At 35.4% G+C, this 14,268-nt stretch carries 12 protein-coding genes and 2 tRNA genes; 2 read left to right on the forward strand and 12 right to left on the reverse strand.

Translation table 11 applies throughout. The features are described from left to right. Positions 1-136: 136 nt before the first annotated feature. Complete coding sequence (locus tag LF886_RS15445; RefSeq protein ID WP_236850364.1) at positions 137-1,561, reverse strand: tetratricopeptide repeat protein; 1,425 nt, start codon at positions 1,559-1,561, stop codon at positions 137-139. 119 nt (positions 1,562-1,680) lie between these two features. Further along, positions 1,681-3,087 (reverse strand): tetratricopeptide repeat protein, encoded by a 1,407-nt coding sequence (locus LF886_RS15450; protein ID WP_236850365.1) that lies wholly within the window; start codon positions 3,085-3,087, stop codon positions 1,681-1,683. 512 nt (positions 3,088-3,599) lie between these two features. Between LF886_RS15450 and LF886_RS15455 the strand changes: the two genes are divergently transcribed. Then, entirely contained in the window at positions 3,600-4,082 is a 483-nt protein-coding gene (locus LF886_RS15455; protein WP_236850366.1) for a GNAT family N-acetyltransferase, read from the forward strand. A gap of 286 nt (positions 4,083-4,368) precedes the next feature. On the opposite strand, the gene LF886_RS15460 is transcribed toward LF886_RS15455, so the two are convergent. The 9 genes from LF886_RS15460 to LF886_RS15500 form a co-directional block, all read right to left on the reverse strand. After that, positions 4,369-4,444 (reverse strand) — tRNA-Lys (locus LF886_RS15460). A gap of 293 nt (positions 4,445-4,737) precedes the next feature. After that, positions 4,738-5,439 carry a DAPG hydrolase family protein gene (locus tag LF886_RS15465; RefSeq protein ID WP_236850367.1) on the reverse strand — a complete coding sequence of 234 codons (702 nt, stop codon included), beginning with the start codon at positions 5,437-5,439 and terminating at the stop codon, positions 4,738-4,740. A gap of 202 nt (positions 5,440-5,641) precedes the next feature. Further along, positions 5,642-6,457: a helix-turn-helix domain-containing protein gene (locus LF886_RS15470; protein WP_236850368.1), complete on the reverse strand. Its 816-nt coding sequence runs from the start codon at positions 6,455-6,457 to the stop codon at positions 5,642-5,644. A gap of 174 nt (positions 6,458-6,631) precedes the next feature. Further along, on the reverse strand, positions 6,632-6,892 hold the full coding sequence (locus LF886_RS15475; RefSeq protein WP_236850369.1) for an SWEET family sugar transporter: 261 nt from the start codon (positions 6,890-6,892) through the stop codon (positions 6,632-6,634). An 82-nt stretch (positions 6,893-6,974) separates the two neighbouring features. Beyond that, complete coding sequence (locus LF886_RS15480; protein WP_236850370.1) at positions 6,975-8,378, reverse strand: MFS transporter; 1,404 nt, start codon at positions 8,376-8,378, stop codon at positions 6,975-6,977. A gap of 3 nt (positions 8,379-8,381) precedes the next feature. After that, the gene (locus LF886_RS15485) at positions 8,382-9,020 is read right to left on the reverse strand and encodes a uridine kinase (RefSeq protein ID WP_236850371.1); all 639 of its coding nucleotides are present in this window, start codon (positions 9,018-9,020) and stop codon (positions 8,382-8,384) included. A gap of 59 nt (positions 9,021-9,079) precedes the next feature. Then, positions 9,080-10,201: an amylo-alpha-1,6-glucosidase gene (locus LF886_RS15490; protein ID WP_236850372.1), complete on the reverse strand. Its 1,122-nt coding sequence runs from the start codon at positions 10,199-10,201 to the stop codon at positions 9,080-9,082. Positions 10,202-10,266: 65 nt separating this feature from the next. Beyond that, the gene (locus tag LF886_RS15495; protein WP_236850373.1) at positions 10,267-11,823 is read right to left on the reverse strand and encodes a TonB-dependent receptor domain-containing protein; all 1,557 of its coding nucleotides are present in this window, start codon (positions 11,821-11,823) and stop codon (positions 10,267-10,269) included. 8 nt (positions 11,824-11,831) lie between these two features. Beyond that, a complete protein-coding gene (locus LF886_RS15500) occupies positions 11,832-12,683 on the reverse strand; it encodes a TonB-dependent receptor plug domain-containing protein (protein ID WP_236850375.1) in 852 nt (283 codons plus the stop codon). Between the two features lie 242 nt (positions 12,684-12,925). Here LF886_RS15500 and LF886_RS15505 point away from each other — a divergent pair, with 242 nt between their 5' ends. Next, positions 12,926-13,897, forward strand: coding sequence for a LacI family DNA-binding transcriptional regulator (locus LF886_RS15505; protein WP_236850377.1), 972 nt, complete (start codon positions 12,926-12,928; stop codon positions 13,895-13,897). 206 nt (positions 13,898-14,103) lie between these two features. Here the strand turns inward: LF886_RS15505 and LF886_RS15510 are convergent. Then, positions 14,104-14,176: transfer RNA gene (locus LF886_RS15510), tRNA-Lys, on the reverse strand. Positions 14,177-14,268 lie beyond the last annotated feature (92 nt).

Below are 14,268 nucleotides of genomic sequence, written 5' to 3' on the forward strand. Positions count from 1 at the left end.
GTAGTAGAGTTTTTTTTCTCATTCCCATTATAAATTTTGATATTTGCCCACAAGAGACCCACACAAAATCTGAGTGGTGAAAAGAGAATATTTCGAATACTGTTTGACCTGATGTGTCAGACAGTTTTTTTTTGAATTATTTCAATGTATCAAGAAAAAGATAGATATCAGTTTCTCCCGGAATGTTGAGCCTTTTTCTAATCCTGTATTTCTTCTGTTGGACAGTACGGTGTTGAACCAAAGTATAACTTGCAATTTCCTTTGAGGTAAAATGAAGTTTCAGCATGGCACAAAAAACCAGTTCAGAACTTTCAAGGCCTGGATTAATTATTAAAAGCTGATCTATAAAACCTGGATAAACTTCTTTGAAACGATTGAAAAATTCGGGATCATTATTTTTACCTAGTTCTATAATCTCTTCCTGCTTGTTATCATTCATCTGAATTTTCAGGTTTTCCGCTTCTATACCAAGAACTTTTTTTCTTTTTCCCAATGCACTGATGATTCTCCATGCATATATTCCCAATAGAGAAAGGGCAACAATAGATAAGAAGATAATCCTATATATATACTTTCTTTTATTATCCGTATCTTCTTGGGCATTGGTAATAAATCCCTCCATATCCTGATTAATTGTGGCTAGCAAAGAGGTATTGGTTTTAAAATAAGCATCGGTATACGCCTTCAGATAAAAGTATGCTTTTTCTTTATCTCCCGTACGTTCGTATAATATTCTGAGATCGTTATAAATATATTTACTGTAGTAGGCATAGATCCGTTTTGTTTTCTCACTGATTTTCAACGCCTTTTTAAGAGCTTCTTCTGCTTTGTCATATTGTTTATAGGTAATATAATATTCTCCCATAATTGTATTGGTATACAGCGATATCCCGTCTTCTTTACCATTTTTATTGGCCTTGTCATAAGCAAGAGTTATATATTTATAGGCTGAGTCCCTATTTTTATGCATATAAACATAATCACTCATAGCACATTCTGTAAGACCAGTATCATCTAACCTTTTTGCCTTATGAAAATAGTAAAGGGCTTTTTCATACTCTTTTCTTTCAATAAGATAAAGGGCTTGTCTTAAATATATACTGAAAAGAAGATCATTTTTGAGTTCTGATGGATCGCTTTTATGGATGAAGCTCATTGCTTCATTATTATACTGAAACGCTTTATCCAGCCTTCTGAGTTCTACATTGAAACGGCCGTAAACGTTATAAAATCTGGCTTTATGTATATTATCTTCTGAATGATCAAGGATTTCTTTTGCATTATCAAAAAGAATCTGGGCCTTCTGATAGTTTTCAAGTGAGATATTAAGCTCTGCCAGATTGATATAGCAGAGTGCCTTTCCGTCTGCATAATTTAGTTTATCAGCCTGCTTATAATATCTTTTATTAAGATTGATTAAAGAGTCATATTCTCCCGCAAGCCTGAACTTCTCGTTCTGCTTCAGCAAAGAAACATCAAATTTCTTTTCCACCTCTTTATTAGAATGAGAATGGCACGAAACGGTAATAGTAAGTAAAACAAAAAGAAAAATACGCATCATGTGATTCTCTATATAAGCTAAATTCTTGTACAAAATATAATTACTTCCAATGTGAGATCAACAATAAAATCTTTTCATAAAACAGAATCCTGCTCCTTTTATTGTGATTCACTTATTGATTATGCTAAATTTTCAAAAAAATCATAAATATCCGTATCTCCAGAGATATTCAGTCTTTTCCTGATCCTGTATTTTTTCTGTTGAATAGACCTGTGTTGTACGAAAGTATAATCTGCAATTTCCTTGGATGAAAAATTCAGTTTTAACATTGCGCAGAATGCCAGTTCTGAATTTTCAAGATCTGGTTTGATCTCCAGCAGTGCTTTTATAAAATCAGGATATAATTCTTTGAATTTTAACAAAAAAGAAGAATCATTCCGTTTAGCAAGCTCAATCACTTCTTCCAACTGCTTTGTCTGGACATTATTTTTCAATTCATCTGTTTCTTCCTTTAGAGTATTCTTTTTCAATTTCAGAGTATTGATTATCTTTCGGACATAGGCTCCCGAAATGGTAATAACTGTGATAGACAATGCAATGAACAGTGGGAGATCATTTTTATGCCAGTCCGATTCCTGCTTCATTTCAAGGATGAAATCTTCCGTAGCTTTATTCATCGCTGAAAATCGTTCTGCATCAAAGCGCTTTTCCTCTTCCATATATTTCTTCAGATAAAAATACGCCTTCCCTCCGTCATTTTTTTTCTTATACAATTCTGCAAGAGACTTATAGACCTCTTTTATGTGTGAAGAATAGGTACGTCTTGTTTTAATATTAATTTCCAACGCTTTCTTAAGTGCTTTTTCAGCCTGCTCATTATTATTGACATCATTGTAGTAATATCCCATCGTGTAATAGACCCAAAGAGATTCCACATCAGTTGTTTTCTGGCTCAGCATCTTTTCATCTGCCCGTGCAATATATATTCCTGCAGAATCCGGCTGATGGAAAAATAAATAATACTGTGCGACCATACAATTGGTATACGCAGAGTTTTCCAGCATATTTGCTTTTGTAAAGCATTTTAAAGAGGTTCCCAACCACCCTTTCAAGGCATAGTAAATTCCTTTGTTGACGTACAGTCTTGGAAGAAGTTTATCGGTAAGCTTAGTTTTTTTTGCCTGTTTTAAATAATAAAACGCTTTATTATTACATTCTATAGCCTTATCATTTAATTTAAGATGAGAATAATATTGGCCGTAATCATCATAGAATGTTGCCTTATGAAAAGTATTTTCTGAGTTTTCCAGATCTTTTTCAGCTTTGTTGAAAAAAAAGCGGGCTTTTTCATAATTTCCTGCAGAGACATTCACACCAGCCATATTCAGATAACAAAGGCCTTTTCCTGCTTTGTACTTCATTTTACCGGCCTTTTTCAGATATTTTATGTTAAGCCTGATTAGCGCTTCATATTCACCGGATAACTGCAGCTCTGAACTTTGGGTTGATAAAGAAATGTCAAAATCTTCTCTTTCCTTATCCTGAGAATCACGGCCGCAAGAAAGCATACATAGAAATAATCCCATGCAGATTGTATAGGCTAGTATTTTCTGTATGTTCTTTGACTGTATTTTTTATTCTTAAAAAGAATCAAATTAATTTTTCCCATCACCACCGCTTTTCCCTAAATCTACATACCTACCTATCCATATTTCCTTGAAATATGTTGATAAAAATCTATTATTATTTATTGTTTTCCCCAATATGTGTTATAAATATACACAATTTATCATGCTTATTGTGAGATAAGCCTTTTATTTTACGTAAAAGCAATATTCAAATAAAGTAAGCTATTTTTCCCCTAAAACAGACATTTTTCTAAATTTCCAGACAGTTTGTGTAGGATTTTCTGATTAAAAAAATGTCTGTTGTATTTATAATAAGACTATATGAAATGAAAATTGTTACAAATGCATCGTCTGGTTTTAAAATTTTAATTGAACTATTTAAATTCCATCACTTATATTAAAAAGAAATTCAAAATAATCCACATATTTGCAGTTGAATACCAATGAAAATGACAAACAAGGTTAACATAATGAATATTAGCTATCGAAAACTTCTTCCTGAAGAGAGTAAAAACTACCGAACCATCCGCCTGGAAAGCCTCGAAAAATTTCCTGAATCTTTTGGAGCAAACTATCAGGAAGCCTTGAAGATTGAAAAATTCCGAATGGAAAGCGACATTGAGGATCAAACCCCAGAAAGATTTGTGTTTGGTGCTTTTGCAGATCAGGAACTTATAGGGATCTGTACTTTTGTTAAAGATGAAAATAATACCGGAAATATTTACCAGATGTATGTAAAAAAAGAGTTTCAGGGAAGAAATATTGGTCAGGGATTGATTGAGGCTGTTATTCATGAAGCCTGTAAAAAATTTAATGGTATTGAAATCATTTTAGAAGTTACTCCTGGAAACAATAAAGCGTACAACTTATACAAGAAAATAGGATTTCAAGAAACAGGGATCACGCCAAGTGGAGATCACAACAGTAGCATGATCATGAAATATGCTCTCTAATACTATCCTCCACCTGTTGTTTTATATATTGTTTGCTATCTAGTAAGGAATAGTTCCCTTTCTTATCCTTAAAACAACTTTCTGAATCTGTGGTAAAATGAGAAGAATAATAATCATAACAACTAGTCCCAAAAGCATAAGATCATAATAATCCCGAGTGGCACGAGCCCATATTTGTTGCCCTACCAACTTATTAAAACACACTCCTGAAGCATCTTTACGGTATAGATATAACTGCCGAGATTTATTTAACAAAAAAGCCTCAACGAAAGTTGAGGCTTTTTCTTGGTGACCCGGCTGGGATTCGAACCCAGGACCCATACATTAAAAGTGTATTGCTCTACCAGCTGAGCTACCGAGTCGGCCACTTACTTTTTCAAGTAAATCCCTTTGTTTAAGGGACTGCAAAGATAGAAACTTTTTCTAAAATTCCAAATTTTTTCTCTGTATTTTCTCAGAAACTTTCATATTATTTTGAGCAAAAAGAAACCATTTGCAGTTGATATGAAATTCAATCCGAATTTCTCTATTCTTAAGTCCTTGTGTATTAATTTAATTCCTTCAAAAAACAAAAAATGAAGATTCCTGTATCCTATTTTAAATAAATTAATGAAAATTTTACTTTTTGGTCACAATAGACTTTAATGAATCAGGATTACCAAAGAAGTGGGGCCTTATCTCCTTTTGTATTTTCTGCATAGTAAAGAGAAGGAAGAACATGGGAGAGGTAAGTAAATTCGGTATAACAATGCTCCATCAATCCAAATCCAATTTCATCCGGCAACGGGTGATCACTGTCTGCAGCTAATGCTCCAAGGAAAAAGTGACTTCTCAACACACATCCCTGTGGTGTATCTCTGGTAACATGTACCATATACCCATCCATAGGATCACCGCTAACATCTTTTGGAGTGTTTTCCCCAAACCCTATTCTGGCATATATTACTGCACTTACCTCATCGGTTTCATATGCCTTTTTTAAAAGATCAGGATTAAAAATCTCCACAGGATCATGAAACTTAATTGCAGCCGGTACGGGGGGAATATTCCCCAATGACTCTGTGGCATGTATTGTAGCCCCGATGTAATTCTCATTTTTGATCCATTTGCTGTCCCATCCACTGTGTACCACATGATCATGCGGATGCCATAATTTCAAGTCTGCAGTTGTTTCAAAATAAGTGAACCACCAATCCAGCATCTTCCCTTTGCAGTGATGCATCACATTTCTCATTGCAATGTGCAGCATTCCGTTTTCCAATCTTTTGATACCGGCTTCCAGAGATATTGGTTTAGGTGATAAAAGAGCATTAATATCCTGAAACATTAGTTGTTCCGCTTCTTTTGTGAGTTCCATAATTCAGATATTTTTAGATTCATGTATTGATTCTTCAACCATTAGGCTTTGAATCCTGACACAAAATTAAATCAGAGCTGTATAAGTTCTCTTGCATTATTTCCTAATCTAATGGTACAATTAGGAAATCCAACAAAACATGAAGAATATGCTGAATTCATAAAAATCTACATCATAAAAAACTTGAAAAGATTGAATAGTCTTACATCCCAATAGTCTGATTTCTAAAACCCTCAGGGGTCCGCCCTGTCCTATTTTTATAAAATCTGGAAAAATATGCAGGATCATCAAAACTCAGATGGTATGCAATTTCTTTTATCGTGAATTCACTGGAAACCAGCATCCGATCTGCCTCCACAATAAGTCTTTCATGCAGCAGCTGCGTAAGCGTTCGGTCCATTTTCTCTTTCAGAATCTGATTGATCCGTTTTTCACTGATTCCCATTTTTGAAGAATAAAAGTCCGCTTTTCGCTCTGTTTTGTAATGTTCATCCATCAGCATAATGAACTGATAAACCCTTTTCTGATTGACATCCTGATGTAAAAAATAATGCTGGTTGATGCGGATAAGATTTAATAAGAGAACTTTCAAAAGTGCTTTTAAAACCAAATAGGTTCCCATTGGGTCATTATACTCTTTCTTTATCAATACGACCAGATGATTCAAGGTTTCTCCAGTATTACGGTCTATAGAAAACCCACTAAACTGCCCATGCATATTGAAAAGATTGAAAACATCCAACGCATATTCTTTGTCATCCTCTTCCAGATATTCTCTTTTAAAAGAGAGTATACAGCCTTTTTTATCTTCCAGATCTAATTTTGTAAAACGATATGGGGGAATAAGATAGATGTAATTATTTCCTTCATTCTGATCGCTTTCATCTCCTGTATAATCTTTTATCCAGATCATTTCAAAAAAATGGGTCCGCTGAGAACTTTGAAAATAATGATCAGGGCAATGAGGCAGCTCAAAAAAGATAAATTTTAATGGATCAATCTGGTGAATGAATTTCATATACTGCGCAATTTGCCTACAAAGATACCGTTATACACCATCTGAAACGATGATAAAGGATTAGATTTTCAGCCAGCAAAACCTGAATCAGATTTCAAGGATACTTTCTTTACCTATCCGGCCTGGAAAAAGATATTCCAGAAGATAATCAACCGAAGATATAAAAGACCGTTTTTATAAGGCAGTCATAAAAGCAAATATTCCAAAAAAAATACCTGGGGAATTGGCAACCACAATCGGCCAATCTCTTTTTGGCTTTTTAATAAAGCCGTAGATCACCCAAAGACTACAGTTGATGGCAGCAACCAAAGGCTGGAACCAGTCTCCTTTATCACCATTTAAATTATGAGATATCTGTGGGATATAAGAAAAATACATAGCCATTGCTGTAACAGTAGCTACCCATCCTAATATTTGCATTAACTTTTCATTCATAATTATTTTAGTTAAGTAGCATCCAATAATTGAAATTATCATGCCAAGCAATCAAACCTGGACAACAAATTTATCACACAAACTAATCTGCCGCCGGCCTATTTACCTTCATAAGGATTACTGAAAAAGATGCCAGTAGGAACAAAATCCCTGCAATTCTGATTGCATCAGCAGGATTACTGCCTAATATATATTTGTAAAAAGCTCCGAAAGTCAAGGTCTGTATCAGCATAGGAATAACGATCATCATATTAATCACCCCCATATAAACTCCCCTTTTGTTTGCTGGAATAGACGGAGATACCATAGAATAAGGAAGTCCCATCATGGCCGCCCATCCAATTCCAAAAAGGACCATTGGTAATAATATTATATATTCATTGATGCAAAGCGGCAATACCAGTAATGATATTCCTGTTGCCAAAAGACAGAAGGCATATACATTTTTGGCAGAAAACTTCAGAGCGAATGGAATCAAAAGAAGTGCTGATATCATTGTAATGAAATTATAAAATCCATTCATCAGACCTGTCTGCCCAACAGCTTGTTCCACAAGATGAAGTATATTTTTGGCCCAGAGCAGATCATTCTGAGGCACTGAAAAGCCATTTTTCGACAGCTCAACAAACCGATTAGCTCTTTCTTCATCAATTTCGGAAACATGATACAGGGTCTGCTTGGTCATGGGTGTGGCAAACTGCCAGTAGCAGAAGAGCGCATACCACTGAAACAAGTAGACCAGTGCCAACTGCCAGAGTATTTTTGGCATATTAACAATGGCTTTGAAAATATCGATAAATGGTGTGAATACTGTATCATTTTCTTTCTCAGCTTTTAGTTGAATAAGTTCTTCGTCTGTGGGAGGAATTTCAGGTGTTTTGTACACAGACCACACTACAGAAGCAACGGAACAGAAAGAACCTAAGAAAAATGAATAATAAACCCATGTGGGTATACCTCCTGATTCTGAACTGCCTCCAAAATATTTTTGAAAAATAAAAAGAGAAAGATTAGCCAGTGTGATTCCACCCCCTACAAACAGACTCTGCATCTGAAAACCATAGGTTTGCTGTTCTTCCGGGAGCTTATCTCCAATAAAAGCCCTGTAGGGTTCCATAGCCGTATTATTGGCTGCATCCAGGACCCATAGAAGCCCTACCGCCATCCAAATCGAAGAGCTGAATGGAAAAACAAACAATGCCAGACTACACAATATAGCTCCCAGCAAGAAGAAAGGCTTCCGGCGTCCCCATTTTACACTCCATGTTTTATCACTTATTGCTCCTATCAACGGCTGAATAAGCAATCCTGTTACCGGGCCTGCCAGATTGAGGATTGGAAGCTGATCTGCGTGAGCCCCCAAAAAAGAATACAGCGGATTCACAGCAGTCTGCTGCAATCCAAAGCTATACTGAATTCCAAAGAAACCAACATTCATATTCCATATCTGCCAAAAACTCAGTCTCGGTATTATTTTCTTATTCATAATTTATGACTTTACAATTTGATAGTTCTTATCAAGTATCATATTTGCCTTTTGTTTGAACTGAAGGATGATATGGTGTTCAATATCCAACACTTTTTCAACGAAATCACTTTGCTCATCACGGTTCCTTTTCATTCGGTTTTCATAAGTATCTTTATAATCACGGTCAATGAAAATACTGAAATCAAAGTCATCTATATTCAATATATAAGTTCCTTCAACTATAAGTACCTGAATATCACACACACCCACAATCTCGTCATTGACAACATTATCCACATAATGAACAAGAGGTTTTGAAATAAAGGATTTCCCTTCTTTAAATTGCTCTATGTTTTCCTGAATCCTATCCAGATGAACTTCATGTATACCTACATTATCCAGGCTTTTCTGTCTGTTCTCATGATTGCTTTTCGGAGGAAGTTTAAAGTAATCATCCATCTGTATCACCAGGCTCTTGATGCCATTTTTTTCCAAAATATTTTTAAGAGCAAAGGCCGTGATTGACTTTCCACTGCCGCTCTCGCCGCAAATCCCTATAGCCCACTTTTGGGTATGATCAAACGTTTCCTTTATTATTTTGTAAATATTTTCAGCCGTATCCAAATGTTTCAGCTCCAAATTAATAACATCTCCAATCATCTTTTAATCCGTTTAAAAAAATAAATAACTTTTGTTGTAAATTGTCCTTGTTTTTATCATTATATCTTCATCAAAAGATAGCCTGAAGCCGAAAAACACAGGTGATTTGTTCCTGAGGGTATCAGCTGATCTGTAGAATAATATTCTCTGAAACTGGCCCCTTTCTCTGTGAGAAGCTTTTCATATTGATTGACAATTTTTAGAGATATTTCATGATAATTTCTTTTCTTCAATCCCAAACAAAGCCACCCAAGATATATAGGCCAGGATCCACCGTTGTGGAAATGATAAGGTTGATTTTTGAAGTCATAACTATAATTGTTTTCCAGTAAATTCCAGTCGGTAGAATTTGGAAATACAATGGGATAAAAAACAGGCAGCATCCAATGCCCAAACTCCAGACTCAATTTTTCTAAAAAATGAGTGAAAGCATCTAAATCTAAATCAAAACCTAAAAGAACCGCTAAAGCATTTCCTGCAAGATCCAATCTTTCATCATAGCCATTGGCATTCAATGATGCCCATAAATAAGGCTTGTCATTTGCTTTTTGATATGCAGTCTCATGATATTTTGCTGCTTGAGAACTATTTTTCCTGAAATTATTTTCTATCAGTTTTTTTGTGGTTTCAGCGAGAGATTTTAAACTTTCATCCTCATATAATTCTGCTGCTCTTTCTAAAGCCCAATAACGGAGTACATTATCATAGAGAACATATCCCGAAGTGATATATTCATCTGCCCAATTCCCTCCTAGCGGACTGTATAGCAGACCTCTCTGATTGAATTCCCATGTTTTTAGACAAGAAAAAGCTTTATCTATTTTTTCTTTTAAAGCTTCTTTCAAATTTTCATCTCCAGAATACATAATATATTCACAGGCTCCTATGATCCACCAAATCGTGGCATCTGTTCTACCTACCAATGTTCCGTAACTTGCCTTTTCACCATCAACATTTGAAGGAATCTGGCCATTTTCAGCCTGATGCTCTGCAAGTGTTTTTATTGATTTTTCCAAACCATCCACGATGTTTTTATTCTTAATTAAAATCCCTGTAATACCCGTCATCATAGAATCTCTGGACCAGACTCTTGCATAATTATCTTTTCTTTCAGAAGAGGCAAGAATCCCTTGTCCGGAGATGGACTGCTCTATAACCTGTAAGGCTTGTTGTGTAAACATATATGATAGAATAAGTTTTTGTATATAATGATAATAAATGTTTCTAATAAAGTTTTAGCACCCGCTTAGAAGTCAAACTTTACGCTTGCTCCAAAAGTTCTTCCCGGCAATGTTCTTGCTCTGACTATTCCATTGGTTCCCTGTAATGATCCCTCTTCTGCTTCTGTAATGGCAAGCGCATTGAATATATTGTTGGCATTGATATTCAGTGTCAAGTTACTCAACACTCTATACGAAATGTATGGATTTATAATTACATAACCCGGCATAATCAGCTTATTACTATCCTGAGTAAACGCTTTTGTAGATCCTACGGCAAAGAAACCCAAGCTCAGCTTTTCAATATTCACATTCGGATTGAATGAATACATGAATTTTGGAGTTCTTCTTGGCACATTTCCTATGATAGTCGGATCAATTGCATTTTTAATTTCAGCGTGGGTATAGGTAAGACCTGCCTTGATGTCAAAATTTTTATTGATTTTATAGAATCCGTCAAACTCGATTCCCCATGACTGGTATTTATTTTCTGTTCTCAGCTGGGTAGTTGCTTCATAATTGGCCTCAATGGTTCTTGCATGGAAGAAAGTTGTATTCAGGAAATAATTAGCTCCCCTTACTTTATAACCGGCTTCAATCTGATTGAGTTTATTCACCTTTACAGCATCTAAGGCAGGATCATCATTATTGGTATAATTGTATCCTGCAAAAAGGATTCTGTCAGCAGAAGCACTTCCTCCCTGGCTTACTCTGGCGAAGACTGCATGATGGGCATTAAGGGTATAGTTGGCACCCAATGAGTACCCAAAAATTCCATATTTATAATCCACGGGAACAGTTCCGTCTACTACCGCTACTGAAAGTTCAGGGATTTCAAAAATTCCGTTTTGGTTTACATCAATGGCACGGGTTGTATTTTTTGTTCCGGAAAAGCTTCCCGATACATTTCCAAAATCATATCTTGCTCCAAAATCCAGGGTTAAATTTTTAATAGGATTGATTTCCACCTGAGCATGGGGTGCAATCACCGAATATTTGGTATCATAATTTCTGTTGACACCTCCCCACTCCGGAACACCATAATGAAGAAGCCCATGATCTGTAATTTTGGTTCCTGTATTGCTTACAATATCCACTAGTCTGGCATTGTTATCAGAAACTTCCATCAGATATGTATTCCAGTTCCATGATAGGTTGATATTTTGTCTGCTGTTGTAAACCCCGGCATTAAGTTTTGCTTTATTCCATTTTTTACTGATATTCAAATCACTGAAAAAGTTATTGAGATTATTCAGTTTAGTATTAAACAAAACTGTTTTCATATATTTTGCATTACTGTCTACAGGCGTATTGGTTCCTACATATACTGCGCTTCCATATCCAGCAACAGATTCCAGAATTTCAGATTTGCTGCCTACGGAAGCTGGGAAAGGGGCTAAAAACTGACCGTCATTGGCGGCATACCTTGCTTTGGCATCTAACTTCCAACCAGCACCAAAATCATAATTAAATTCCAGTCCTACTGTCTTGGATACGGAATGCATTCCATCACGGATGTCGCTTTTAAGAATCTGCCCATTTCCTCCAAAAGTAAGATCATTTTTGAAGTTAGAAGATTGCAACGCCCCCGTTAAGATATTATAACTGCTGAGAGAAGTATAATCCGGATTGGAGTCTGAACCGGAACGGCAATAGGCATCGGCATATAGGCAGCCGTCCGGTCATCAAGATATTTACCATAAATTCTGACACTTCCTTTTTCAAACTTCTTTAATAAAGACAATCGAAATTGCCCTCCATTATTAGAGGTATATCCTGTTTTTCTTGGACCATCTCCTCCTCTGTAAAAACCACCTATTCCAATATAAAAATCTTTCCCCAACGGAGTTCCATAATCAATATCCGTTCTGAAGTTTTTATAATTCAAACCGACCTGCTGCATAATGCTACCCCCTGCTTTTTCACCTGTTTTTGTAATAAAGTTGATAATACCCGCTGGTGAGTTGGATGCAAAAACGGATGCTGAACCTCCTCTCAATGCCTCAACCCTAGATACAAAAGAATCGAATCTTGTAAACTGATCCTGTGTTCCAAATGCAATATCTCCAAACTGCATTACCGGAAGCCCATCTTCCTGGATCAGTAGATATCTTGATCCCCCGGCAGAAACAGGAACTCCCCTTACTGTAATATTCGAGTTCCCTTCACCTCCTGAAGATTCAGCACGGATCCCCGGAATCGTTCTAAAAATTTCGGCAGTTGTTCTCGGTGAAGAATTGATAATATCTGCCTGTTTTAAGGTTGAAATTGAAGTACTGGTCTTGATAGAAGATTTAGGATTAGAATTACCCGTAATGACTACTTCGTCTATCACCTTATCTTTGGCTGATAGTGTATCATGAACGGTATTCTGAGAGAGCATAAAAGCTGCTATATTCATTGTCCCGAAAATCAGTAATTTCTTTATTACTTGTGATTCCATAGCATTTTTAGATTTTTGTTATGTCTCAAAAGTATTTTTTTTAGGGTCTTAAAAAATGATTTTTAACGGGGTGTTAAGAGTATATTAATTTCAAACGTTTGCGCAAACGATTGCAGTGGATAACTTTATTTAAAATTAACTTTTCATTAACAAATTAGCTGTATTTATTTAACAAATATTAACAAAATAATATCGCGTAATTATTCTTATTTTCTCCCGATAATTAACATTGAACCATCAGAATGAAAAGAACAACCTTAAAAGACCTTGCAAAGATGCTTAATATTAGTCCTTCAACAGTGTCCAGAGCATTGAAGGATCATCCTGATATCAGCAGTTCTGTAAAACTTAAGGTGAAGGAAGCCTCTGAAATGTTTAATTATATTCCCAATGATTTTGCGATCAGTTTTAGGAAAAAATCTTCTAAGGTAATTGGCCTTATTGTTCCGGAGATCTCCATGTTTTTTTTACCCTCTATTATTAATGGTGTTTCATCGGTTCTGAATAAAGAAGGTTACCGTTTTTTTATATTATCATCGGATGATTCTTATGAAGCTGAGAAGGAACATATAGAAACCTGTATCAATTCAAGAGTAGATGGTATTCTCATTTCTTTTACAAAGGAAACAAAGGATGATGAGCATTTAAAGAAATTGAAGGAAATGGAAATTCCGGTCATTATTTTTGATAAAACGATTCCCCAAAGTAGTTTCGAATCTGTAATTTTTGATAATATAAAAACAACTGAACAATGTGCAGAAAAACTAATTGATCATGGCTGCAAAAATATACTGGCTATTTTTGGTGATGAAAATCTTGAAATCACACAAAGCAGACTCAAGTCTTTTGAAAAAAAAATCCAACAATCCCCTTCTATCCGAGTGGAGATTATATTTTGTAAATCTGCTGATATTGTAAAGCAGAAATTAGATCTATTATTAGATGATGATTCATTTGATGGTTTCTTTGCGATGAGTGATGAAACGCTGATGGGCCTTCACAGCTCATTGATCAAAAGAAATCTTAACAATACCAATAAAAAAGTGGTTGCTATAAGCGAAGGAACTCTTCCGAAATATCTGGATGAAACTTATGAATATCAAATCAATGATGCGTACAGAATGGGGACATTTGCGGCTACAAAATTGATGGATGCAATAAAAAAAGTAAATCCTGATTACCCAAAAGGTCCTGGCAATTGTTATTACTTATAGTCTTTATTCTATTATTGATTATTGGATAAAAGCTAGCTTCACGCAATAAAAGAAAAGTTTTTTATTCAATTTTCACCAAAAAACTACAATTTGATAAAACAGTTTTTGAGTATCTAAAACTAAGCGCATATCAGAGCCTATACCACTTATAAACAACAAGCTGAAAACAAATAAAAAAAGACATTCTGAGAAGAATGTCTTTTTAGTGACCCGGCTGGGATTCGAACCCAGGACCCATACATTAAAAGTGTATTGCTCTACCAGCTGAGCTACCGAGTCGGCCACTTTACTTTTTCAAGTAAATCCCTTTGTTTAAGGGACTGCAAAGATAGAAAAACGCTTCTTAAATCCAAATTTTTCTACGCTTTTTT

The organism is Chryseobacterium sp. MEBOG07 (genome assembly GCF_021869745.1).
GTDB lineage: Bacteria > Bacteroidota > Bacteroidia > Flavobacteriales > Weeksellaceae > Chryseobacterium > Chryseobacterium viscerum.